This window comes from Azospirillum sp. TSO35-2, from assembly GCF_003116095.1.
Classification (GTDB): Bacteria; Pseudomonadota; Alphaproteobacteria; order Azospirillales; family Azospirillaceae; genus Azospirillum.
The window spans coordinates 756888-781669 of record NZ_LGRA01000021.1; the positions used below are offsets into that span (position 1 = coordinate 756888).

The window sequence follows — 24782 nt, forward strand, 5'->3', positions numbered from 1 at the left end:
TCGGCCTCAAGCCTCCAGTTGCACGCGGCTCGGCGCGCAGGGATTGATGTCGGACGGCGCGGTGCCGGCGTTCGCCCCGGCGGCGTCACGGGCGACGGCGCTGGGGCCGGTGGGGGAACGGCGCTTGCGCGCCGCCTTCCACAGCACCGGCATCAGCACGACCAGCACCACCGCGGCGAACAGCAGGGTGGACACGACGGAGATGACCGGGTCGGCCTGCACACGGATGCTTTCGAACATCTTGCGCGGCAGGGTCTCGCTTTCGCGTCCGGAGATGAAGAGGGCGACGACCGTCTCGTCGAAGGACTGGATGAAGGCGAACAGCGCGCTGATCGCGAAGCCCGGCCGCAGCACCGGCAGCGTAACGTGCCAGAAGGTCCGCAACGGCGTGGCGCCGAGGCTCATCGCCGCGCGCTCCAGGTTGCGGTCGAACCCCTTCAGGTTGGCCGACAGGATCAGGAAGGCGACGGGGACCGACAGCGCTGTGTGGGCGATGATCACGCCGGCATGCGTCTGCGTCAGCCGCAGGTCGCCAAGATAGGAGTAGTAGCCGATCGCCAGCACGATGTGCGGCATTGCCATTGGCATGGTCAGCATCAGGTTGGCGATCCCGCGGCCGAGGAAGCGGTGGCGCACCACCGCGAAAGTCGCCGGGGTGACGAGCAGCATGGTCAGCAGCATCGTCCCGAAGGCGATGACCAGGCTGTTGACGGTCGGCTGGGTCCAGCGCTCGTCAGTGAAATAGGCCGCGTAATAGCCGAGCCAGTAGCCGGGCGGCGGGAACTCCAGCGACGGCGCCGTGCTGAAGGACATCGGCACGACGATGAGCAGCGGAGCCGCGATGAAGGCGGCGACCAGAATGCCGATCAGACGGGGCAGGAGCCTCATGGTCATCCCCACAACCGGTCGAGGCCGAAGCGGCGGTGATAAACGGTGAGCACGACCAGCGTGCTGGCGAGCAGGACCATGGCCATGGCCGACGCCTGGCCGAAATCCAGGAACTCCTCGATCTGTGTGCCGATCAGCCCGGCGACCATCTGCTCCTGCGGGCTGCCGAGCAGCACCGGCGTGACGTAGAAGCCGAGGCAGATCATGAACACCAGCGTGGCGCCGTTCACCATGCCGGGCGCGCTCAGCGGCAGATAGACCTGCCTGAACACGGACCAGGGCTTGGCGCCGAGACTTTCCGCCGCCCGCAGCAGGGCCGGGTCAATGCGCTTCATCACCGAATAGAGGCTCATCACCATGTAGGGGATGAGGATGTGCACCATGGCGAGCGTGGAGCTGAAGCGGGTGAATAGCAGGTGGGGTGCCGGATCCCAGCCGAGGAGCGCCAGCAGCGCGGTCACCGGGCCGTTGTTGCCCAGCAGCACCATCCAGGCGTAGGTGCGGACCAGGAAACTCGTCCAGAAGCTCATGGTGACGAGCAGCATCAGCAGCGCAGCGACGCGCGGCGACGACTGCGCCATCAGATAGGCCAGCGGGTAACCCAACAGCAGGCAGCAGACCGCCACCCCGAGCGCCGTCAGGAAGGTGTTGAGAAAGACCTGGAGGTAAAGCGCGTCCTCGGCCAGATGGGCGTAGTTGCCGAAGCCCGGTTCGGGCTCGGTCACGCTCATCATCGCGACCTGGACAAGCGGGACCAGGAAGAACGCGGAGAGGAACAGAACCAGCGGAAGCAAAAGAAGCCATGGCTTCGACGCCCCCCGGACGGTGGTTGAAATCACAGGCTTCTCCCTTCGCGGATGCAGCGGGATGCGGTCGGAAGGCGCTGTTCAGCTCGCGAGCCACTGCTCGAATCGCTGGGTCACCTTTTGCAGGTTGCCGCCGAAGTCCTTGACGTTCTGCTCGAAGGCGAGGGGATAGTTACGCGGGCCGGTCGGCATGCGGTCGGACTCTTCCTTCGGGATGAACTCGAAGGCGGCCGGATTGAGCGGGCCGTACAGCGCCTCGCGACAGAAGCCGGCCAGTCGTTCCGGCTGTACGGCGCTCTGGATGAACTTCCAGGCGATCTCGCGGCGCGGGCTGTCCTTGGAGACGACCCAGTAGGCGCGGTCGATCTCCGCCTGCGTCCAGGAGATGCCGACCGGGTGGCCCTGATCGATCAGCTCCAGCGCGCGGGAGTGCCAGATGCCGATCATGTCCACCTCGCCGTCGCGCAGAAGCTGCTGCGACTGCTGGCCCTGGGTCCACCAGACCCGCAGGTCCGGCTTGATCCGTTCGAGCGCACGGAAGGCGCGTTCGGTGTCCAGCGGGTAGAGCTTGTTCTGCGGCACCCCGTCGGCCAGCAGGGCCAGCGGCAGGACACGGGCGCAATAGCGCTGCAGGCAGCGGGTTCCGGGAAACTCCTGCCGGTTCCAGAAATCGGCCCAGTTCTGCGGCCCGCCCTTGGGAAGACGGTCGGTGCGGTAGGCGATGACGGTGGAGAAGGCATGCGAGGCCACCCCGTTCTCGAACACCGCGTCCTTCCACAGCCCGGCCGACGCCAGAGGGGAGCCTGCAAGGGGGTCGATGATCTTGGCGGCGTTGGCGCGGACGATGTCGCCGCCTCCCAGCGTCGTCACGTCGAATTCGTAGACACCCGTGCGGACCTGTGCCGCCAGTTTCGCGAAGGACACCGGCGACACGGTGCGGATTTCCACACCGGTTTCCTTGGTGAACGGTTCGAACAGATGCTTGACCGCGGCCTTTTCCCAGGTGCCCCCCCAGGTGTTCACGTAGAGAACCTCGGCCGCCTGTGCGCTGCGGACGACGGCCGGCATCGCGAGAGCACCCATGGCACCCGCCGCCACCTTCATGACCGAGCGGCGGGACCATCCCTGAGCCGCGGGCTCATCGCCGGTCTTGTCGCCGGACTTGTCGATGTCTTTGCTCATAGCCCCTCCTGTGCGGCAGAACATTCCCTGACGACAGCACAGCCGGGGGCTGCGGCGCACCTGCGGGCGTTCCGTCCATGATGATCACAGCATTGGAAGCCACCTGCCCTCTAATGCGATTTCCTGAGCGGCATGAAATGCCTTCAGCTCTCGTCGCGTCTGTTCTGGACAGCGGATGACTTGCACCGAACTTTTCTTGAAGGCCGTCGATGTATTCTAATAGAATACGACGTCTTCATAAAGAATATGCTGCGCTGGCTGTGGTAATGTGTCAAATCAACGCAGCGTCAATATGACGCATGGCTGCTATGCCGAAACCCAATGCCGGCTCGGTTCAGATCGCGGTGGCCCGCAAGTTGGCAGTGCTGATGCATCAGCTTTGGATGGACAGCGGTGAGTTCCGTTGGTCGGACAAGGAGGCCGTCGCATGAGCACGATCGTTCCCTGGGATCCGTCCTAGCGGCGGAGAGGGGTCACTGCCGGGACGAAGCACTGGTCATTCCACGACCTTGCTTGCCCCGGCCTCCTGAGGTGAGCGCGCTGCGCACCTTGGAAGATCAGAGCTTCCAGACGCCATAGTGAGGTGGGCTTGTCCCGACCTTGGAAAGAACCACGGAGCCGGCAGGTCATCTCATCAACGCGGTGGCCGATGATTCCACTATTGAGGGCTTGCTCCCCTGCCGGCAATTGAAGACCCAAAGTCATCGGGCATCGTCACCTCGATGCTGGACAATTTGGCGGGCTCAACCTTGCATGGGCCGACGCGGGCAGGTCGTCAGCAGGCGCGGCGCGGCTTCGGTCACGAGAACGGTCTCGCTCACGGCAACGCCGCGCGCCGACGCGTACATGTGGAACACCTGCCCGGGCTGCAGATGGAAGTCGGCCCCAGGGCGGCGTGTTGCAGGGAGGTGAGCGTGGTAAGAGATCGCCCCAGCCCCGTTGCTGATCAGGAGACGCGGACGGAGTTCGGGCGTCCAAGGTCGAGCATGCGGTTGAGGGTGGCGACGCCGATGGCCTGCGCCGCGTCGCAATGGAAGCGCAGCGCGTCGCCGAGGACGCCCTTCCAGCGCGCCATTTGGCTTTCAACACCAGCGCGCCGATTGTACTCATTGGCCCGTTGCCATGCCATCCGGTCTCTCTGCGCGACTATCTGGATGTGACGGTCGCGCTCGGTGGGCGCGGTGCCGACCGTCTCGCTGAGCACAGCATCGCGGCGGGGCGGCGCTATGACCTTGGCGTCGGGATGGCGCGCGTGGACCGACGCGTAAACCCCCGTCCAAGGGGGCGACCTGCGAGGCATCGTCCACGCCACGGTCGGTCAAGGTGGCGGCGACGATCCGCCCGCTTCCTGCGTCCAGGCCGAGGTGCAGGGCGCGCCAGGAGCGCCGCCGCTTGGTGCCGTGCTTCTCGATCAGCCATTCGCCCGACCCGCACAGCTTCAACCCCGTGCTGTCGACCAGCAGGTGAAGGGGTCCGCCGCTCGAGCGCGGTGCGGGCAGCAGTGTCACCGTCCGGGCGCGCCGGGCGATGGTGGAATGATCGGGCACCGCCAGATCCACGCCGAGCAACTGGAGGATGGAGGCGAGGAGCCCTTCCGTCTGGCGCAGCGCCAGACGGAACACCGCGCGCAGCATCAGCGCTGTTGTGATCGCCAGGTCGGAGTAGCTGGGCTGCCCACCGGGCGTGGTGCGGGGGGCTGCCTTCCACTGCGCGATTGCCTCCTCGCTCACACACACCGTGAGGCTGCCCCGCTGGCGCAGGGCGGCGTCGTAAGCCGCCCAGTTCGTCACGCGCCGCTTCGGTCGCGGGATGTGATGACGGCGGGCGGCGTTCGCTTTGTAGGGCACGGTCCGGAACCTAAAACGGAGGCGGAGCCGCTCCCTACGACAGCGATCCCATCCATGCAACAGCCCGCCGCTGTCGCGAAAGGGGGCGTTCGGTGTCACTTGAGCGTCAGGTGGTGCGTGTCGACGCACGGTAGCGCAGACCGTCGATAAGGAGCGCCACCAGCCAACGCGCCATGGTGGGATCACCCTTATTAGATGGCGCGCAGAGGCTGGCGGCAGCTCGAAGCAGATCGTGGGGCCGGGCATCGGCGCTCACCTCGCCCGAAGCGGCGGCCGCATCCAGAATCGATTGCAACGCGGGTTCGAAGCGACTGTCGAAATAGGCCGGCAAGGATTCGAACGACGGTCCGCCGGAGTAGAGTGCTGAAGCCAGGCCGCGTTTGGCGATAAGGAAATCGACATAACGCTGCATCCAGCGGTCAAGCGCTTCCCCGGGTTGATGCTGATGGAGAAGGTCCGACGCTGCATCAGCGCAGGCATCGACCTCGTGGCGGAATACCGCGGCAATCAGGTCGGAGCGTTGCGGAAAATGCCGGTAGATCGTCCCGACACCCACGCCCGCCTTCTCGGCGATCTCGCGCATTGGAGCATCCACTCCGGCGCTCGCGAACACGTCGCGCGCTGTCTCCACGACGAGCGTCAGATTGCGCCGTGCGTCCGCGCGCATAGGGCGTTCAGTCGTCGCTGAAACCTCCAGTTCGCTTTTCTTGACGCTCATATCGGGAACCCCCTTGCTAAACGGAACGTTCGTCCGTATAAAGCGGAAGAGCGTTCCGCTTATCTTTAGCCGAACGGCACGAGGTTGAACAGGCCCCAACGCGATCGCGACGCGGCCTCCAGATCGAAAGGAACAATCATGGCTGACAAACTTATCAAGGATGCCGCCCTCATTCCGGTCGCCGCGCAAACCCCATTCATGGCCGTGACGCCGATTACGATCCCGGCACCTCAGCGTTATGTCGATATAGAACTGCGGGTGTCCGCCCCAACGACTGGAGACAAGTTGCCTATCATCCTCCTGTCGCATGGCCACGGAGCATCCAACTATCTGTCGTCCAACCGAGGCGTGCTTCCGCTTTCGGAATTCTGGGCCTCGCATGGATTTGTCGTTATCCAGCCGACGCACCTCAACTCCACGACGTTGAGTCCGGAGACGCCCGAAGCACCTCTGTTCTACCGCTCGCGGGCGCAGGATATGGCTCTCATCCTCGATCGGCTCGACCTGATCGAGAAGGCAGTACCCGGCCTAGCCGGACGCCTCGATCGGGAGAAGGTCGCCGTTGCCGGCTACTCGTTGGGCGCTTTCACCGCAGGCATGCTGCTCGGCATGCAACTTCATGATGTCGATGGGGAAGAAACGCTGGACCTCCGGGACGACCGCATCAAGGCGGGCGTCCTCATCGGTGCCCCCGGCCTCGGCTCCCGGTTGGACGGGCCAATCGGGCAACGCTACCCGGCACTGACGAAGAATACCTTTGACGCGATGAAGGTGCCCGCTCTCATTGTAGCGGGGGACAAGGACTTCAACCCCAACTTTTCAACCCACACGGACTGGCGCAGCGATGCCTACCGCCTGAGCCCGGCTCCCAAGAGCCTCCTGGCGGTCACTGACGCCGAGCACGGCTATGGGGGCGTTGCCGGCTATGACGCGGGCGAAACGACCGACGAGAACCCGGAGCGGGTTGCCTTTGTGCAGCGTATGACCTGGGCCTGGCTGTGGTCGGCACTTCATCCGGGCAGCGACGCCTGGGAGAAGGCGCAGGCCTCGCTCAATGGTGAGGCAGGACGGCTCGGTCACGTCGAGACCCGATAACGACTTCTTCCAGAAATGCGGGGCGCGGCGCACCGCCGTGTTGCATGGATGCGTTCGGTGTCGTAGGTCCATGCCCCGTCCCCTCTGGTCGCCCGCTATGCCGCACATGGCCAATGCCGCTCGTCGCCATCGTATTCCCCGGCCGAAGCGCAAAGTGACGAATTGGGCGGCTGGCCATCTCGCCGGCGCTGACGGTGCTGATCAGGCTACCGGCCCCACTGGTCGGCCGGGTCTCCGATGCCAGGCAGCACGCCGGCAGGCGTCGGCGACGCCGCAGCATCGGAGAATTCTCGCGCATCGTTACGATGCACGGCGTAGACTTTCCGGGTCGAAGGATGAACCTCCACTCTTCAAGGAAGTCGGTAGGCCCCATGCCACCCTCCAGGCCCCGCGTACCAGTGCCGCGACCAAATTTCAGCAAGCCTCGCCCAACCACTGCCGCTTCGACAGGGGTTCGACCATCACCCTCCCGTGTGAACGGATCAGCGCTTCAGAAGCAGTCTCAGTGGCTCGCCCGCGCGGCGGATGCCGAACGCAGCGGAGATGGCGTGGAGGCTGAACTGTGTCGGCAGTATGCTGAGCATTGGTTCCGCGTATCGCGGGGAGAGGACTGAGGGAGATGAGCTGGTGAGCGACACCACCTTGACGCCGCGAGAGCGGGCTCTGATCCGCAACGAATTCATGGTGCGCTTTGGGCAGGCACCGCGGCTGGAGAGCGGCATCCTGGTGAAGCGGTGGGCCACCGGGCCGAACAAGGGCCAGCCGAAGCCGGGAACGGTCATTCAGGGGATGCTGGACCGCGGGCTGCTGGAGTTGCGGGATGATGGCGGCCATTGGCTGCGCGCGCGGTTTACCGAGGCTGGCCTCGCTGCCTTACGGCACATCGCCGAGGATTCACGCGCCCTACCACCGGGCGAATACCAGCATGTTCTGGACGAACTCGGAAGCAGGCAACGGGCAGATCACAACGACGCATCGTCGGCCATCCCGGGTTCGATATCTGTCGCGTAAAGGAGCCTCCCATGGCGAAGGTGTCGCTGAAGCAGTATGAGATCGAGGCGATCAAGTATGCCGCCGATCTGGTGCGCACAGCGGCAGAGGGCGCTAACCAGCACGTCTACAATCAAATGCCCCTGGCGGCGCTGTGCGTGCCCGTGGCTTTCGACTATCGCTGGCGGCCGGTGGCGAACGATCCGGACGACGATCATGTTCTCGAAACTACGATCAACGGCGTGGCCGATATGATCGCGAGCTTCAATCTCACCGACCTCACGGCCGGTGAACGTTCTCAGGAGATTATGATGGCCAGCTTTCTCCTCCGCATCCCCGACGATCTGAAGGACGAGGCGGCCCGGCTCGCCGACGCGGCCGGTGTCAGCCTCAACCAGTAGGTCGTGGCGGCCCTGGCGTCGCGTGTTGGTGCGCAAGCGGAGGCAGCGCGCTACTTGGCCGCTCGGGCGGCTCGCACGACCCCTGGACGCGTCAAGGACATCCTGAGCCGGTCCGGCGTCGGAAACGCACCGCGTGATGACGATCTCATAGAATAATCGTCCAGAAAGGGTGCATTTGATGGATGTAACCCTGATCAAGACTGAAACTGACTTCCGGGCTGCGCTTGCCGAGATCGAGCGTCTTTGGGATGCCGAGCCCAACACAACGGAGGGCGCCGTCTCGACATCCTCATGACGCTGGTGGACGCCTACGAGCGGCGCCACCACCCCATGCCGCCTCATGATGGAGCAGCGCGGAATGACGCGCGCCGACCTGGAGCCGATCATCGGATCGAGCGGACGGGTGTCGGAGGTCCTGAACCGGCGCCGGGCGGTGTAGGTGCACGGAGGCAGGGATGAGCGGGTTTGCCGGTGGCGAGCCGTCCTATAGAAGTCCGTCTCCGCACCCTCTCCCTGGATGATCAGCTGCCGGCATCCGCCGTCAAACTTTGCAACGGAACCGGAAGTTGCACCTCGGCGTGGATGCGGAGAGCGGCCGGATCGTTGCGGCCACGCTGACCGACCGCGACGGCGACGATGCCGCTCAGGTCGGGCCGTTGCTCGACCAGATCGACGAACCAGTGGCCGTGCTCACCGGGGATGGCGCCTATGACCGGACCGGCGCCTACGCCTCGGTCCACCAAGCTGGCGCGAAACCTGCTGAAACCATCCATCTGAGCGCCGACGGCTTTGCAAAGAACCCGCAGCCATTCCCCGCAGAGTGTGCGGCGAACTGCTTGAGCCGCGCGGCGAATCAGGCTATACTCGCCGCAGGAGATGCGGAGAACATGAACCATGGCGACCTACGTTTGGCAGCGAGAGGACTGGCCGAGCTTCCGCTGGGACGCCGGCGCTCTGCTCTCTCCTCTGGCCGACGCACGGCATCGCCAGGGGCTGTTCCTTGGCAAGATGCGCGACATCGGGATTGATGGCCGTCTTGAAGCCGAGTTGGTGGCGCTGACCGAGGATGTCGAGAAGACCAGCGCGATTGAGGGTGAGGTTCTGAACCCATCCAGCATCCGCTCCTCCATCGCGCGCCGCCTCGGCATTCCTGACGCCGGACTCGGCCCTACCGATCGGAAGGTTGAGGGGGTCGTCGAGATCGTCCTGGACGCGGCCAGGAACCACGCGGCGTCGCTGACCAGCGAGAGGATCTTCGGCTGGCACGCAGCCCTGTTTCCGACCGGCTACAGCGGGAAAGACCGGATTGATGTGGCGTGCTGGCGGACCGATCGACATGGCACCATGCAGGTGGTTTCCAGCACCTTCTCGCCGGCGCCGGTCGTCCACTTCCAGGCGCCGCCGGCCGGTTGCGTCGCTGGCGAGATGGCCGCGTTCCTGGCGTGGTTCAACGCCTCACAGCCGATCGATCCACTGCTGCGGGCAGGCCTCGCCCATCTCTGGTTCGTGACGATCCATCCAATGGACGACGGCAACGGCCGTATCGCCAGAGCTATTGCCGACTTGGCGATCGCCCAAGCGGAGCGGAGTGGCCAGCGTTTCTACAGCATGTCGGGCGCCATCGAGCGGGACAAACGACGCTACTACGCCGCTCTGGAGGCCGCGCAGAGGGGCGACTTGGACATTACCGACTGGTTGCTGTGGTTTCTCGAATGCTACGCCAGCGCTATCGCCGCCGCTGAGGCCACCACCGACCGGGTCTTCACCAAGGCGAAATTCTGGAGGGCGCAGGACGGCGGGCTACCCTTCTCCGAACGCCAGCGTAAGGTGCTGACCAAGCTGCTCGACGGCTTCGAGGGGAACCTGACAACGAAGAAGTGGGCGAGCATCTGTGGCTGCTCCGCGGACACTGCGCTGCGCGACATAAACGATCTCGTCACTCGCGGGCTGCTCGTCAGGAACCCCGGAGGGAGCAAGAATACGAGCTTCACCTTCCACTGGCCGCCCACGCAGCCGCCAGACACGCCAACCGGCTGAGCGCTCCTCCCGCGACGAAAGGGCCCAACCCTAGCCGGAGTCGTAGCGGAGGACATCGCCGTGTTCAACAATCACAGGGCTTGTGCTGGCGCCAAGCTCAGTCTGTGCGATCTCGCTGAGATATTGCACTTGCGCGGCTTGGTCTTCTCCCATGAGGCGGTGCGTAACTGGGAGGCCAAGTTGGCGCCGCAGTCAACCGCGGCTCTACGGCAGTGCCGGAAAGGCAAGATTGGTCTAAGCTGGTACGTGGACGAGACGTACCTCAAGGTCGCCTGTCAATGGCCGCACCCGCACCGTGCCATCGACAGCGACGGCAACCTGGTCGAGGTGTTCCTCACCTCGGCGCCACCCGTGTTAAAGCGATCGCCGAGGCGTTCTTCCGCTGTGACCGTCAGCGCTGTCTGAAGGAGAGGTTGCAATCGATATGTCTTATGCTTAGGGTCCGGACCCATAAAGAGCCTTTTCGTCAGGGAGCCGTTGTGATTCAACGCCCTGGAAAGGGGCTTTGCGATGAGCGACGGTCAGTTCTGGTTGACTGTGGAGCAATTTGGGCGGCTTGAGCCGCACCTTCCTCGCGACACCCGAGGCAAGCCGCGCGTGGACGATCACCGTGTGATCAGCGGAATCGTCCATGTGCTGAAGTCGGGCGGGCGCTGGGCGGATGCTCCACCGGTCTACGGTCCGCGCAAGACGCTCTACAACCGCTTCGTCCGCTGGGCGGCGAAGGGCGTGTGGGAGGACATCTTCCATGCCTTGGCCGCGGCGGGTGGCCCACCGGCCCAGGTAATGATCGACTCCACGGCCGTGCGCGCCCATCGATCGGCAAGCGGCGGCAAAGGGGGGAGCGCGCCCAGGCCATCGGACGGTCCCGTGGCGGACGAACCACCAAAATCCATGCCTTGAGCGATCCGCGTGGGCGGCCGCTCGCCTTCCTGCTGACCGGCGGTCAGGTTGCCGACTGCACCGCCGCCGACCGTCTGCTCGACCGGATGCCTGCCACCGACCTCCTGCACGGCGACAAGGGATACGACAGCGCCGCTGTTCGCCGGAAGATCGAAGAGGCCGGGGCCGCGCCCAACATCCCGCCACGCGCCAACAAGCGCTGGAAAAACTGCTTCTCACCCTACCTCTAACGGAACCGCAACGTCATCGAGCGTATGTTCGGACGCCTCAAGGACTTCCGGCGCATCGCCACCCGCTATGACCGCTCCGCTACCAACTTCATGGCGGCCGTCCACATCGCCGCAACCGTCGCCTACTGGTTATGAGTCTGGACCCTAGGCCAGAAGGGGAGCTATTCTGTCACATACTTTCCAATCCTCCAACCCTGCGTGATCTGGGGTATGACCCTGGCGAACGTGGCGCTCTATGCCAAGCTGTTCATCAGGATGTTCACCCGCAAGCGGCGGTCGGGTGGCTGAAGCCTAGGCAGGTTTCCCCAGATCGGGCCACAGATGGCCCGGCCTGTGAAATCCTGCTTAGGCGGCACTTGCGCAAGAACGCCTGCACCCGGCGCGGTTCAGTCCTTCTTCCATGCTGATTCACACAAGTGTTCGGATCGAAATGAATGCGCATGGGTTCTTTCGCTTTTTCGCGGCATGGGAATCCGCGTTCCGAACCTTTGCGGCAAATTCTATTGGCGCTATCCAGTCTGAAGCTGTAGAACCGGCTTGTCGAAGGGCGACGATAAAGCGGGGCGCATCCTGGTCACTTTGCGCGTTCCCAAGGGCGAACCACCACTCCAACTCCGGACCGATCCGGTGTTCCGCCGTGCCGCGAGCGATGCCTCGACGCTAGCCCGTTGGGTGCGAATCGGAGAAGTCAAAGAGCCCGATCCGCCGAACCGCTTCGTGCTTGCCGAAGGCGAGACCGCGACCTTCGAGGCCAGCAGGAGCTTTCCACTGGCCGGAACCTGGGAAGCCGTGCTCGACGTGGTCGGTTCCGACGGCGCCGTCGCCACGCGCTTCGTCCTGGCCATGACGCGCACCCCAGCCAGCCTTCCACGCGATTTTCTGGTTGAGCCTCGTATGTCCCGGATCGACCTTGCGTTTCCCAATATCACCACGCCGGAGGGACACCGGATCACCCTGATCGGCCGCAACACGGCTAGCGAGCCGGTCGAGGTTTCTGCCGTCGACGTCGGCCGGCTTGCCAGGATCGTCGCCCAGGCGAAACTCGCGGTCGCACCGGCGGTGCTGCCGAAGGCGGAGGGTGGCTGCCTGGGAAAACGCCCGCCGCAGACGGACTGCCCGGTGGTCCTGACGGTGCCAGACGGCCTTGAACCAGTCCGTTACGCGATTGATGTCGTGGCCACCGGACCGGGCGGCCAGTCGGTGCGCAACCAGACGGTAGATGTGCGCGCTTCCGCCGTCGGGGCGGGCGGGTTGGTGGGGTTCGGGGCGCTACTGGGTTCTCTGGTCGACCGGTGGCGCACGTCCACGCGCGCGGTGGTGGACACGCTGATCGACATTGCGGAGCGCCGGCATCGTTACCGCATGCTGATCTTGTCCGCCATGCTTCCTGCCGCCCGGCGGGCCTTGCATCATCTCATCACGATGCTCGACATGCTGAACGCGCAGGCGCGGCACCGTACGGCCGTCGACCTGAAGCCCTACGACGAGCGCTTCGCGGTCAGTGGCGCGGCCCTTCTGGCGCATGAGGCAGCGGAGCGGATTCCCGACCACCCCGGCGTGCTCCTTATGCGGCTGCGCGGCGAACTCGCCGACGCGATGGAGCGGACCGCGTCCGACACCTGCGACTCCGCGCTGTTCAAGGCCGCAGAGAGTGCGGCGGAGGCACCGCACAAGGAAGCCGAGCGGGTGGAAAGGCTGATGACGATGGCGGCGGACGCGGCGCTCGCCGCCAGCGACCGGCCATTGCGGGACCTGCTGGGCGTCCCCAAGCTAGATGAGGCCTGGAAGGTGCTGGCCGCAGCCCGCAGCTGGGCCTTCGAGCCGCCAAAGGGCACGGCGGACGATGGCGCGGCGGTGCGCGCGGCCGATCTCGACAAGTGCGCCCGCGAACTGAACAATGCGCTGGCGTCTCTGCCCGCTACGCTGCTGGAACGCGCACAGCAGGCGATCGCGCCGTCCACCGACGACAGCAGAAGAACGGCCTTCGAGGAGGCGCGGCTCGCGGCGGAACGGCTTAGGGGAACCTGGAACACTCTCTCTACGACACAGCGTGCGGACTTGGCCCGGTCGCTTGAAGGCACATGGTGCGGTCCTGTCGGCCGCCGGCGAGGAGAGTGCCGCAGGTCCGGAGGTGGCACAGCCGCCCGTGCCCGAACTGCTGACACCCCAGAGTGCCCTGACGCTCGATTTCTCGAACATGCTGATTGGCCCGGCCGGTCACGTGTCGACGGTAGCGCTGCGGAGCTACCGGACCTGATGCTCTATCGGGACCAACGCCATCGTCATGTTCGGCATCAGCGTCTCCGGGATACTCGTGCTGTGGGTCGACAACAGCATGTGGGGAACCACGACAGATCTGCTGACGGCGCTGCTGGCCGGAATTGGGACGCGGCTTGCCGTCGGCTTGGTGACGCGGCGGACCTGACGGACGCCGGGTAGTGTTCTTACGGGGGAGTGATCAATGAAGGCCCGAGAAGAGCGGCTGCGCAGGTATCTCGATCAGATCACCAAACCTTTGGGCGGCTTGGATCCCATCGTCGAACAGCCGATCGCCGTCAGGCGCCGGACGGAAATCCTCGAGGGGGTGGCCGGCCTGGATGGTGGCATGGAGGAGTCTGGGCAGCCGCTCGCCATCCTGCCCGCCGCCCCGCCGGGCACCGACGGGCGCAAGTCCGCCGTGACGGCCGAGCTATTCGACGCGGCGCAACGCGGCATACAGAAGCTTCGCGACGGACGCGATCCGCTGTCGCCGGACGAGATGGCGGGTATTGAAGCGATCATCATCCCGGACAAGCGTCCGGCCTTGGACATCATCGGCGGTCGCTTCGCCGTGACCCAGGCGATGTGGTCGCACCTGACCGAGGACAAGGCCGTGCATGCCCGTCTGCTGGCTGCGATCCCCTGCGTCGGTCGAGTTGAACTGCCGGGGCAGACACGCATCCCCTACGGCGGCACCGGCTTCGTCGTCGGCGACCGGCTGCTGATGACAAACCGTCATGTCGCCGGCATCTTCGCCCAGGGGGTCGGCGACCGGAGGATCACCTTCCGCAACGGCATGAGCGCGGGGGTCGACTTCCTGCGCGAGCGCGGCCGGCCGACCGGCCCGGTCCTGAACGTGCTGCGCGTGCGCATGATACACCTTTGGTGGGACATGGCGCTCCTGGAGGTGGACGGCCTTCCCGCCGGGAGCGATTCCCTGCGCCTGTCCGTCCAGGACGCGCGGGATCTCGCAGGGCGGGAGGTGGCGGTCATCGGTTACCCGGCATACGACCCGCTCCGCAACGATCCGACCGTCCAGGACAAGATTTACGACCGCACCTACGGCGTCAAGCGGCTGCAGCCCGGGCTGTTGGCACCGGGGCGCGACACTGCGAGCTTCGGCAAGCTCGTTCGCGCCGCGGCGCACGACTGCTCGACGCTCGGCGGCGCGTCCGGATCGGTGGTGGTCGACCTTGAGACCGGGGAGGCCATCGCCCTGCATTTCGGCGGCCGCTACCTGGACATCAATGTCGCCGTGCCGGCGTTCGAACTCGCGCGTGACGGCCGGGTCTGGGACGCCGGCGTGAGGTTCGCGGCTTCCAGACCCGAAGGTGCGCCGCCGGAGTGGCTGCGCGCCTGGAATGACACGGAGGTTTCCATGCCCGACGCTCCGCCCGCCGGTCCCGCTTTGTCCCGATCTACCGCCGCGCCGCCGCCCGACGCCCCAACCTCGATGCCCGGCGCGACGGCACCGGGCGGTGGGCGCGTGACACTGGAGGTGCCGCTGCGGATCACCATCGAACTCGGCACGCCGAACCCGGGCGCGGGCGCCACGGTGTCCGGCACCACCGCTGCCGCGTCCGGCGCCGGGGATACGGAGCGTCCGGTCGAGCCGGCCCATGAAGAGGATTTCCACACCCGAAACGGCTACGATCCGGATTTCCTCGGGGTGACGGTGCCCATGCCGGCCCCCCGCGACCCAAGCGTGCTCGCCCCGCTGAAGGCCGGCGGAACGCGGCTCGACTATCAGAACTTCTCCATCCTGATGCATGCTGAACGCCGGCTGGCCCTGGTCACAGGCTCCAACATCACGCGCGACGCCACGCTGCGCCAGCCCGAACCGGGACGCGACTATTCGCGCAAGGGGCTTGGCGGAATGACGAGGAACGACAGCGAAAAGTGGTTTTCGGACCCGCGGCTCGACGGGCGCTTCCAACTCTCCGACGCCTTCTTCACCAAGGATCGGGGCGCCTTCGACAAGGGCCACATCGTGCGCCGGGAGGACGTCACCTGGGGGCGCACCTACGACGAGGTCCGGCGCGCGAACGGCGACACATTCCACGTCACCAACTGCTCGCCGCAAGTGGCCTCGTTCAACCGGTCTGGAGAGAGTGTCGACAACTGGGGCGACCTGGAAAACCTTGTCCAGGCGGAATCCGCCGCCGAGCGTCTCACCGTCTTCGCCGGCCCGATCCTGGACCGGGGGGACGAGACCTTCGTCGGCGTCGGCGACGACCGCCGGGTGCTTCGCGTGAAGATTCCGTCGCGCTACTGGAAGCTGGCGGTGGCCCGCAAGGCGACGGGGATCGCCGCCTACGGCTTCGTTCTTGAACAGGATCTGTCCGCCGTCGATCTGGAATTCGTGGTGCCCGATAACTTCCGCCGCTATCAGGTTCCCCTGACGGCGATCGAGGAGGCGACCGGAATCGATTTCGGCGAGACGCTCCGCAACGCGGACACGTATGACAGCGCCGTCGAAATGGCGCATCTCGGTGGGCTGGAACGCACGGACTCCCTGGTGGCCACCGAGCCTGCGCACCGGCGGCCGACGCCGAACGGCGGCGACGACGCGGAGGCGGAACCGGGCTCGGAGCGCCGCGCGCCTGATGACTTCACGGAGACGGCGGTGCGCTGGCGCACGGCGCGGTCTCTGGAAGCGTTGCGCCGGCAGATCGACGCGCGGGCCCCGCAGCGCAGCAAGGCGAGCGATGGAACAATCGGCGACGCAGCCCACGCCGCCCGCAGTTCCGATCACAATCCCTGGGTGCGCGATGGAGCCTTCGGCATCGTCACCGCCATGGACATCACGCATGATCCGGCCGGCGGCTGCGACGCCGGCGCGCTGGCGGACGCCATCGTCAAGAGAGGCGACCGGCGGGTGAAGTACGTGATCTGGAACCGCCGGATCGTGAACTCCTCACCAATCGGGAGCAGCCCGGCCTGGATCTGGCGCGAGTACACGGGGGCCAATCCGCACAACAAGCACATACACATCTCGGTCCTGCCGGAAAAGGAAATGTATGACGACGAGACGTTGTGGCGCATTTGACCCCGCGGCCGGGCGCCGCATGGCGGGCGTCTGATCATGCCTGAACCCTCGACGCCCGATCGGGACCTTGCGCTCGAACTGGCGCCGCGGCGTGCGCTCCGGCTGTTGATGCCGCAGGCTGGAACAGAGGGTGCCGCGGCCGAGGCGGGCGGCACCCGCTGCGGCCCGCCCGACGACTTGGACCGGCGGCTGATCGCCCGGCGGATTCGATCGGCCCTGCCCACGCGCTGGCCGGTCGGCGGCCGTGACTCCGCCGCCGAGGCCGATGCCCTGGCCGCCACCCTGGTATCCCGTGCCCAGGCGGCGGTTGCGGCACTTCAGGCGGGCGCCCCGACCGGTGCGATTGGCGAAGACGATGCGCAGGCCCTGGAGGCCATAATATGCGCGCGCGGGCGGCCGGCCTTGCGGGTCGACGGGGACCGGCTGGAACCGATCGATTCGGTCAGGCATCCTGGATCGGAGATGTGGACAGCGCTGGTTGAGGATCACGAGGCGATGCTGGCCGGGATCGCCGCTTCAACGGGCGCCGTCCGCGTCACCGACCGCCATTCCGGCAATCCGCCCTGGGTTCAGGGCACGGCTTGGTACGTCGGCTACGACCGCGTCATCACCAATCGCCACGTGCTTTTTCCGCGCCGCGCGCCGGCGCTGTGCGAACGCCGCAAGGAGGATCCGAACCGCGCGCGCTTCCGGACCAACCTGCAGGTGATCGTCGATTTTGCGTTCGACGACGGCCCGCCCCGGTCGCGCCTCTACACCATGACTGAGGTTCTGTACGTCTCCGAGGATAGGGACCCCATCGACGTGGCGGTGGTCCGCATCGCCCCGGCATCAAACGGCGCGATGCCCAATCCGCTGGCTTTGGCAACGGGGGCGGTGACCGGCCGCAGCCTGTACATTGTGGGACACCCTTGCCCCGTCGAGAATGCCTCGCAGGACGTACAAGCCGTCTTCGGATCGCTGGACGGGCGTAAACGCATCAGCCTTGGCGAGCGCATGTCGGGAGAAACAGGGGCGGAAAAAGTATTGTTACATGACGCGTCGACCATAGGAGGCTACTCTGGCGGGTGTGTGGTCGGGTTTTTAATGCGCGACATTGCCGGATTGCACTATTATGGCAACTCCATCCACGGGAACATGGCTGTGCCGTCGCCCGTACTGCGCGAACACGGCGTGTTCGAGTTTCTGTAAATGGTTGGGACATGCCTGAGGGAGTGAGCGTAGTGCCGAAGGACTCCGCGGACGTGTTGGCGACGATCGTCGCGGAGCGCGTTCCGGTGACGATGCTGGCCGAGGTGGTCATGGAGTTGGGGCTAGTGCCTGACTTCGAAGACCAGCGCCGTCTGGCCCCGGCCGACCCGTACGAGGCGCGACGGGTTCTCGCGAGGCTGGCGGTGGACGCGGCGGAGAGACGCGACGCGGTGCGTCCCTTCGCCCAGATGTTTTGCCGGAAGCTGTTTCAGGACAGCGACCTCTACGCCCGGCTCTACGAGTTCACCCAAACACCCGATGGATCGGAACTGGCGCAGGAGGCGGCGCTGGTCCTGCGTGCCCGCACGCTCCGCCTGCCCGATCTGCGAAGCCGGCTCTTCGATTGGGAACAGTGGATCTGCGTGGTGGCCGCGGGCCAAGAGAACGGCCAGACGAAGCTCGGCACTGGCGTTCTGATCGGGCCTGATCTGGTCCTGACGGCCTATCACAACGTCCGCTCGCACATCGACATGGGAGCCGAACGGAATCCTGCCCCCGGGCCCCTTCTCGCGATCTTCGACCATCTCTACGGCGAGCCGGTTACCGACCCCCAGGTCTTGCATCCGGATTGCGTCTCGGTGCCCTTCCGCAAGGAGGGGTGGCTGGTCGCTTGCTGCGAGGACTGGCCCGGCGATGGGACGGTCCTGTACCCCGACAAGGGGCAGGAAGAGGAACTGCGGCGAAAGCTTGATTTCGCGGTCCTGCGGCTGGCCGAGCCGATTGGTCGGCAGGCGCGCAACATCAACATCGGGGGAGCGCGCCGGCGCTGGCTCCGCTTGGTTCCATCGAGCGGAACGCTGCGCCACGAAGACCGCATCATCATTCCGCAGCATCCCGGCGGATCCCCGCAACGGATCGATTTCGGGCGCTTCTCCGAAACGGCCACGCAATGCGACACGTCCGGGACCCGCTTGCGCTACACCACGGAAACCGCGAAGGGCACCTCGGGTGCGCCGTGCTTCAACCAGCAGTTCGAGTTCGTCGGCCTTCACAATGCCAGCTTCGAACCCGGCGGCCTGCCCGTCGCCAACCAGGCGATCCACCTGCAACACATCCTGGATCACCTGAAGGACACCGCCTTCGCCAAAGAACTCCTCTCGACCGCCGCCCCACTGCCCAGCATCCTGTGGAAGGTGTCCTCCGACCCGAAGTCGAATCGCGTGATCCTCGGCCGACGCCCGCTTCTGAACTGGATCGAGCAGGCCGCGGCGGAGAACCCTGCAAGCCGTGCGAACCGGATCTACGCCGCGGTCTGCCGGGGAGAGGGCGATCCTGGTCGAAGCACCACGGGATTCGGCAAATCCTTCACCATCGAAATCCTGCGCGCGGCAAGGCGGGACAAGGGGGAAAGGTTCGTCGTGCTCGGCACCAAGGAGGAACGGGCGCCGACGTCGGTGGCCGACGTGATTCAATCGATCGCCGACCAGTTGAGCATTCCGGCGGAGGCGCTGGAGGGCATGCCGCAGCGCCCGACCCTGGGTGCGTCGGGATCGAGCGGCGACATGGACAAGCTGAACCTCTGGGCGACCGACGAGGTGCCGGCTTGGTTCAAGGGGGTGCTGGGCAGGCACCGCGAAGTGCGGGTGGACCTCAGGGAAGAGGCGCGCGCCGAGATGGCGCACCTTAAGGAATTCGCCAGGCCGGTGCCGGAATCGGTCCGCGCGCTGGCCGAAAGCGCCGCCCCCACATTCGAGGTCCGCAGCCGCTGGAACATCCTGTGGATCATTCTCGACCAGATCACCGACTTCCGCATGCCGGACGAGGTCCGCAATCTGTTCGCCGGTCTTACCGGCGGCAAGTTGCCGGAAACGACGATGCCGGCCGAGCTGCGCCGGCTGCGCTGGCTGTTTCTCGGTTACGTACCCGACTTTCTGGTTAAGGATGACGTGACCCCCGAACTGCTCGATCCGATGGAGGTCGGCGTGGATGCCATGCTGGCCACCTTGGAAGCACACGCCGCAGCCTTGGACAAGCCGCTCGACGAGGGGCAAGCCGTGATGGCCAAAGCCTGCATTGACTCCTATCTGAGCGAAGAGGCGCTTGCCCCCTATGTCGGGAATCCTAACAGGCGGCTTGCAAAGCTGCAATCTTTCGTTTCCAGCATCCCACCCAAGATCATGTCCAAGGTGTCGTCATGACCTCGTCCGATTCTTCGGCTGTTCCGGGTACCCGCAGGCCGGTCCATGCGGACGACCCTGCCCTGGCCAGCCAAGTAGCGGTGCTCGTCAAGGAAGCAGTGGCGCGCTTGATGGAGGAATCCGTCGTGGAGGAGGCCAAGCCGCTGCCCCGGACCGAGGCGGCGTACCGTGCCGCCGCTTGCGACACCTTCGTCGTCAAGGATCTGAACGCCGATCCGGACTCCGAGGAACTCCGGGCCATCCTGAAACAGACCGAAATGATCATGGTCGGTGGACAGCGCCGGCTGCGCCTGACCGACGAGGCGCGCAGCCGGTTCCTCGCCGAAGTCCGCGACATGCCGGAATTCCGGCGCGTGCTCGACGAGCTTATTACGGCCGACAAGCGGGCCTTCGAGGCGATCACCTCCGATCCCGTCCGGCTCCCGAGCGCCTGGCTGCGGGCCTTTCTTGACGGCGTCTTCGGCGACTTTGCGACTGCGCCGCCGTCTGAACTCCGCGCCGCGGTGAATGCCCTCGAACGGCTCCGCCACGTTCCGCTGGGGGACGCCGTCCCGACGCTGGCCGAGGCGAGCCGCCAGCTCAACCTCGCCGAACTCCTCGAACCGTTGCGCATCCTGATCGGCGCCACCGACGGCTGGAACGGCCTGCCGCCGAAGGACCGGTTCAGCGGGCGCGAAGCCGAGCAGCGGACGCTGCGCAGCTTCGTCGACGTCCTGCAAGCGCAGAGCTTTTCCGAAGGCTTTCAGCGGTTCACCGCGCGGGTGCTCGACGGGGTGTCTAACGCCTTCACGGAGCGTTCCGCCGGCGTCCTGGTGCTGGCCGCGAGGGGCGGGCTGGGAAAAACGGCCCTGATCGCGAAGTTCGTGCTCGACCACGCGTTTGCCCAGAGCCGGCCGTTTCCCTTCGCTTATCTCGATTTCGATCGCGGCGCGATCCAGCCGCGCGACCCTCACCGGCTGCTGATCGAGGTGGCGGGGCAAGTGGCGTTACAGCACCCGGCGCTCGAGCCCAGGCTGTCGGACCTTCGGCGCCGACTGCGGGCCGCGGTCGTCGATCCGCGCGCCGAAACGACGCAAAACCCCTTCGACGAGTTCCGCGCCGTGGTGCGCGGGTTTATCGCCGACAAGGGCCTGCCCTTCCTTCTGGTCCTGGACACCATGGAGGTGGTGCAGTACGACCCGGCCGCGCTGGCCGGCGTTGTCGCCTTCGTCGATGAACTGACCGCCGGCTATTTCCCAGAGCTGCGCGTCGTTGCCGCCGGCCGGGCCGACATTCCGGAACTGCGGTCGGCAACCGATACCCGCTCGGAAGGGAAACTGCTTCCCCTCCCCCCGCTGCCGGTGAAAGACGCCTGGACCATGGCCGACCGGCTGGGGCGTGATCTTCTCGGTGTGGACTGGCAGGAGACCTGGGCGAAGCGGATCGCGGGCGATGAGTGGAATCCGCAGGACCGGCGCGAACCGCTTTCCATCCGGGTCGCCGTCGAACTTCTGTGTACGGCCGAGGACACCGCGGCCCGCGACAAGCTCGCCCGGGAAATCGAACAGGTCGGCGAGAACGCGCGGGACGATTTTGTGGCCGTTCTGTACGAACGGCGCGTGCTCCGCCATGTCCGCGACCTCGACGTGCAGGCGCTGGCCTGGCCCGGACTGGTGTTGCGGCGGGTGACGCCCGATATCGTCCACGACCTTCTGGCACAGCAATGCGGTCTGACGCCGGAGCGGGCGGCGGCGGCCTTCGATGGATTGGCGCGCGAGGCGTGGATCGTCGAACGCAAGGGCGATGCGCTGCACCACCATCCGGACCTGCGCGCGCGGACGCTGCCGCTGATGCGCCGGCATGATCCGGCACTATTCGAACGGGTCAACCGCGCGGCCATCGAATATTTCGGCATGCGCCAGGAACGGAGCCTGCAGGACCGCGCCGAGTGGCTGTACCATCGGATGCTGGCTGGCGAAGAGCTGGAATCGCTCCAGCGCGATTGGAGCGACGAGGTGGGCCTGCTGCTCGCCGGTGCCGGGGAGGATCTGCCGCCGGACTCGCCTGCGGCTGCGTTCGTGACGGCGCTGACCGCGCAGACACTGCTTCCGGCCGCACGCGTTTCCGCGTTTCCTCCATCATTGGCCATGGAACATGTGGCGCGCACGGCCTCCCAGCTTGGACATTTCCATGACCTGCGGCTGCAGGACGTCATTCTTGCCATGCAGCCGGAAGCTGCGTTTCACAGTCCACTGTCCCCGATGGCGCGGGCGGCGACCGTAACCCTGTCCGCAAAATCCGGGCGCTGGCATTCCGTCCGCCCCTTCGATGAGCGCTCCGCCACCGAGGGGGCCGGCCCATGGGAGATGTACCTCGATTTCGCGCTGCGATACTGCCGTGCCCGCATGCTTGATCCGTGGATCATGTCATTGCCTTTGGGACATCCCGAATTCGTCACGAAGTCGTCTACGCCAAGGCATGAATTCCGTTCGATGGTGCAGGACCTCGCGCTCACACGCCTGCTGAAGCTTCCGGAATTCCATGAACTGGACGGCAAGTTGGCACGCATGATCATGAACTGGCCGTCGCAATCTTTCAGTCTTGGGCAGACTATGATCCGGCTGGTTCTGACCTTCGGGGAGGAGTCCTTTGAGCCCGCTTTGGATCACTTTCTGCGTCATATCGAATTGCATGCTTTCGAAAAGAACCGTGCAACCATCTCATTTGCAGAAATGGTGGCCCTTTCCGAACCGTATGGGAATGAGGCACCGCTGTTTTCTCGCGTTCTGGAAACAAGTCCTTCGATCTGGCGCATGACGTCCGGCAACGACGTGCCTGCATTGCGATTCCGGAACCCCGAAGTACGATCGATCCTGCACAATGCGCTGACCCGGCTGAGGATCGATCTTGGGCGGTATGCAAAGCGACCAATTCGACGGTTTGCGGTCGCGCGCGACGAGGATTGGCTCGTGCCGGTGGCCTACGCCGCCGCTCGCGCGGTCAATGGCAAAATTCCCCCCATGGTGCTCGATCATGTTGCGGATCAGGATGTCGCGTCGCGTTCCAGCAGGTTCCTGCGCCGTCAAGCACCTTTGAAGGGCGACACCTTGCAGATCCTCCGCCGCGCCGACGAGGCCGGCAACTTCTCGGAAACCGCCAAGCTGTTTCTGGGGTATGGAAGCGGTGATGATCAGGATCTCCGCATGTTGTTGCGTTTTCATGCGGAGTGGCGGTCGCGCATTGCCGGACTTACGTAGTTAGGACCTCGGCCAAAACAACGAATCTCACGGCGCAACTGCGGGTAGGCGATCCTCAGGCGTGGGCTGAGCGGCTAGACTCGGCGGCATGATCGATGAAGCTGAGAACCGCCGCCACTACGAACTGCTGCACCCTGGTCCGAGCGAACGCGGGTGCCGCCTGTTTGTGGCCACGCAAGTGCGCGCCCTCGGGCATGGCGGGCTGTGCCGAAGCCCACCGCCACCCGCTCGATCAGCGGGCGCAGCCGGTTGCGTGCTTCGATCCGGTGCTCCGGGTCATCCAGCGTCGCCGCCAGATCGGCGATCCGCTCCCGGTACAGGGCAGCCAAGCTGACATCATGCTTCGTCATGATGATCTCATCGTCTCAAGACATGGGGCATCCGGGACCCCCGGAGCGGTTCACTAACTGTTGGCAGAACCCCTCGCGAACACTACTATACATCCAGCTCGATTCGGTGTGGGAGCGAACTGGGGGCAAGTTTGCAGGTTAGTGGTCATGATCCAATCTTCGTGGACGCCTTTGCCGGGTGTGGGGGGCTGAGCCTTGGCCTGATGCGGGCAGGCTGGAAGGGCCTGTTCGCTATCGAGAAGGACTTGTTTGCCTTCGAGACACTCAAGGCAAACCTCATTGACGGGCCACGCTTCCAGTATGACTGGCCCGAGTGGCTTGAGCGCAAACCCTGGACCATCGAGAGCCTAATGGCAGCCCATGGAGCCGATTTGCAGGGGTTGCGCGGAAAGGTTGACTTGCTGGCAGGCGGCCCGCCGTGCCAAGGGTTTTCGAGCGCTGGCCGCAGGAAACCTGGCGATCCGCGGAACGAGCTGGTCGAACGGTATCTTGAATTTGTCGAGGCCGTGCTACCATGCATGGTGTTGATCGAGAACGTGCGAGGGATCACCTACGACTTCGTTGACAAGGGTGAAGACGCCATTCGCCGTAACTTCGCCAATGAGCTGGTCTCGCGGCTGGGCGTCCACTATCATGTCTATACCGATACTATTCGGTGCTCAACGTTCGGCGTACCCCAGCAACGCCCACGCTTCTTCCTAGTCGGCATGCTGAAAGCGAGCGAGATGCGGCTTCCTTTGGGAGACGATCCGTTTGTGCGGATGCATGCACAGCGTGACCGGTTTCTCGACCAGCGTGGTCTCAAGGCGAGGGTGTCATCCAAGCAGGCGATCTCTGACCTGGAGTGCGATCGCGCTGGCGTCGGCCCGTGCCTGGACTCGAAGGGTTACAACGCAATCCTGACTGTTACGCCCCGCACCAATTACCAGCGCCTCATGCGTGACGGGTTCACAGGGGTCGTCTCAGACACGCGGCTCGCTCGCCACCGCCCCCATATCGTCGAGCGGTTCGGAAAGATTATCGTGGAGTGCCGGGAGGCTGCCCGGCTCAATGTTCAGTTGAACAAGGAGATGAGGGAGCGCCATGGTATCAAGAAGATGGCGACACGGGTCCTGGACCCGGCGCTTCCCGCCCCGACGATCACGAGCATGCCTGACGATCTGCTGCACTACTCCGAACCGCGTACCCTTACCGTTCGTGAGAACGCGCGACTGCAGACATTCCCAGACTGGTTCGTGTTCAAGGGGAAGTACACCACTGGAGGTGAACGCCGGGCGCGAGAGGTTCCCCGCTTCACCCAGGTGGCTAACGCCGTCCCACCGCTTATTGCCGAGATGTGGGGCGAAGTGCTGATGCAGTACCACAAGGCTCGCGCCGCCAGCCACCAACTCGCGGCATAAGT

Annotated in this window: 17 protein-coding genes and 3 pseudogenes; 14 read left to right on the forward strand and 6 right to left on the reverse strand. The window is 65.2% G+C overall.

The annotated features are described in order from the left end of the window. Positions 1-6: 6 nt before the first annotated feature. The 5 genes and pseudogenes from TSO352_RS19620 to TSO352_RS19645 form a co-directional block, all read right to left on the reverse strand. Positions 7-888 (reverse strand): ABC transporter permease, encoded by an 882-nt coding sequence (locus TSO352_RS19620; protein ID WP_199231664.1) that lies wholly within the window; start codon positions 886-888, stop codon positions 7-9. Positions 889-890: 2 nt separating this feature from the next. After that, positions 891-1682 (reverse strand): ABC transporter permease, encoded by a 792-nt coding sequence (locus TSO352_RS19625; RefSeq protein WP_199231665.1) that lies wholly within the window; start codon positions 1680-1682, stop codon positions 891-893. Positions 1683-1775: 93 nt separating this feature from the next. Next, on the reverse strand, positions 1776-2876 hold the full coding sequence (locus TSO352_RS19630) for an ABC transporter substrate-binding protein (RefSeq protein ID WP_109108947.1): 1101 nt from the start codon (positions 2874-2876) through the stop codon (positions 1776-1778). 946 nt (positions 2877-3822) lie between these two features. Next, a pseudogene (locus TSO352_RS19640) lies at positions 3823-4723 on the reverse strand (IS5 family transposase). Positions 4724-4829: 106 nt separating this feature from the next. Then, a complete protein-coding gene (locus TSO352_RS19645; RefSeq protein WP_109108948.1) occupies positions 4830-5441 on the reverse strand; it encodes a TetR/AcrR family transcriptional regulator in 612 nt (203 codons plus the stop codon). Between the two features lie 138 nt (positions 5442-5579). Between TSO352_RS19645 and TSO352_RS19650 the strand changes: the two genes are divergently transcribed. From TSO352_RS19650 to TSO352_RS19710, 13 genes and pseudogenes are all read left to right on the forward strand, one after another. Next, entirely contained in the window at positions 5580-6536 is a 957-nt protein-coding gene (locus tag TSO352_RS19650; RefSeq protein WP_109108949.1) for a chlorophyllase, read from the forward strand. A gap of 371 nt (positions 6537-6907) precedes the next feature. After that, positions 6908-7150, forward strand: a complete 243-nt coding sequence (locus TSO352_RS19655) for a DUF4167 domain-containing protein (RefSeq protein ID WP_109108950.1) — start codon at positions 6908-6910, stop codon at positions 7148-7150. A 13-nt stretch (positions 7151-7163) separates the two neighbouring features. After that, positions 7164-7547: a hypothetical protein gene (locus TSO352_RS19660; protein ID WP_109108951.1), complete on the forward strand. Its 384-nt coding sequence runs from the start codon at positions 7164-7166 to the stop codon at positions 7545-7547. A gap of 11 nt (positions 7548-7558) precedes the next feature. Then, positions 7559-7927 carry a toxin-antitoxin system HicB family antitoxin gene (locus tag TSO352_RS34045; RefSeq protein ID WP_109108952.1) on the forward strand — a complete coding sequence of 123 codons (369 nt, stop codon included), beginning with the start codon at positions 7559-7561 and terminating at the stop codon, positions 7925-7927. Between the two features lie 560 nt (positions 7928-8487). Continuing rightward, positions 8488-8640: pseudogene (locus TSO352_RS19670) on the forward strand (transposase); the annotation flags it as partial. A 181-nt stretch (positions 8641-8821) separates the two neighbouring features. Continuing rightward, a complete protein-coding gene (locus TSO352_RS19675; protein WP_109108953.1) occupies positions 8822-9964 on the forward strand; it encodes a Fic family protein in 1143 nt (380 codons plus the stop codon). Between the two features lie 60 nt (positions 9965-10024). Further along, on the forward strand, positions 10025-10369 hold the full coding sequence (locus TSO352_RS19680) for a DDE-type integrase/transposase/recombinase (protein WP_158284608.1): 345 nt from the start codon (positions 10025-10027) through the stop codon (positions 10367-10369). A 105-nt stretch (positions 10370-10474) separates the two neighbouring features. Next, positions 10475-11232 (forward strand): annotated as a pseudogene (locus TSO352_RS19685) (IS5-like element ISAzba5 family transposase). Positions 11233-11634: 402 nt separating this feature from the next. Next, positions 11635-13536: a hypothetical protein gene (locus TSO352_RS19690; RefSeq protein ID WP_146210773.1), complete on the forward strand. Its 1902-nt coding sequence runs from the start codon at positions 11635-11637 to the stop codon at positions 13534-13536. A gap of 22 nt (positions 13537-13558) precedes the next feature. After that, positions 13559-16405 (forward strand): DNA/RNA non-specific endonuclease, encoded by a 2847-nt coding sequence (locus TSO352_RS19695; RefSeq protein ID WP_109108956.1) that lies wholly within the window; start codon positions 13559-13561, stop codon positions 16403-16405. 36 nt (positions 16406-16441) lie between these two features. Beyond that, positions 16442-17596: a serine protease gene (locus TSO352_RS19700; RefSeq protein WP_109108957.1), complete on the forward strand. Its 1155-nt coding sequence runs from the start codon at positions 16442-16444 to the stop codon at positions 17594-17596. Positions 17597-17652: 56 nt separating this feature from the next. Continuing rightward, positions 17653-19794: a serine protease gene (locus TSO352_RS19705; protein WP_158284609.1), complete on the forward strand. Its 2142-nt coding sequence runs from the start codon at positions 17653-17655 to the stop codon at positions 19792-19794. Then, a complete protein-coding gene (locus tag TSO352_RS19710) occupies positions 19791-23030 on the forward strand; it encodes a hypothetical protein (protein ID WP_146210774.1) in 3240 nt (1079 codons plus the stop codon). Before TSO352_RS19705 ends, TSO352_RS19710 begins: the two co-directional genes overlap by 4 nt. A gap of 74 nt (positions 23031-23104) precedes the next feature. Here the strand turns inward: TSO352_RS19710 and TSO352_RS19715 are convergent, their stop codons facing one another. Continuing rightward, positions 23105-23380, reverse strand: a complete 276-nt coding sequence (locus tag TSO352_RS19715) for a hypothetical protein (protein WP_109108960.1) — start codon at positions 23378-23380, stop codon at positions 23105-23107. A gap of 161 nt (positions 23381-23541) precedes the next feature. Here TSO352_RS19715 and TSO352_RS19720 point away from each other — a divergent pair, with 161 nt between their 5' ends. Beyond that, a complete protein-coding gene (locus tag TSO352_RS19720) occupies positions 23542-24780 on the forward strand; it encodes a DNA cytosine methyltransferase (RefSeq protein ID WP_199231666.1) in 1239 nt (412 codons plus the stop codon). Positions 24781-24782: the final 2 nt, after the last annotated feature.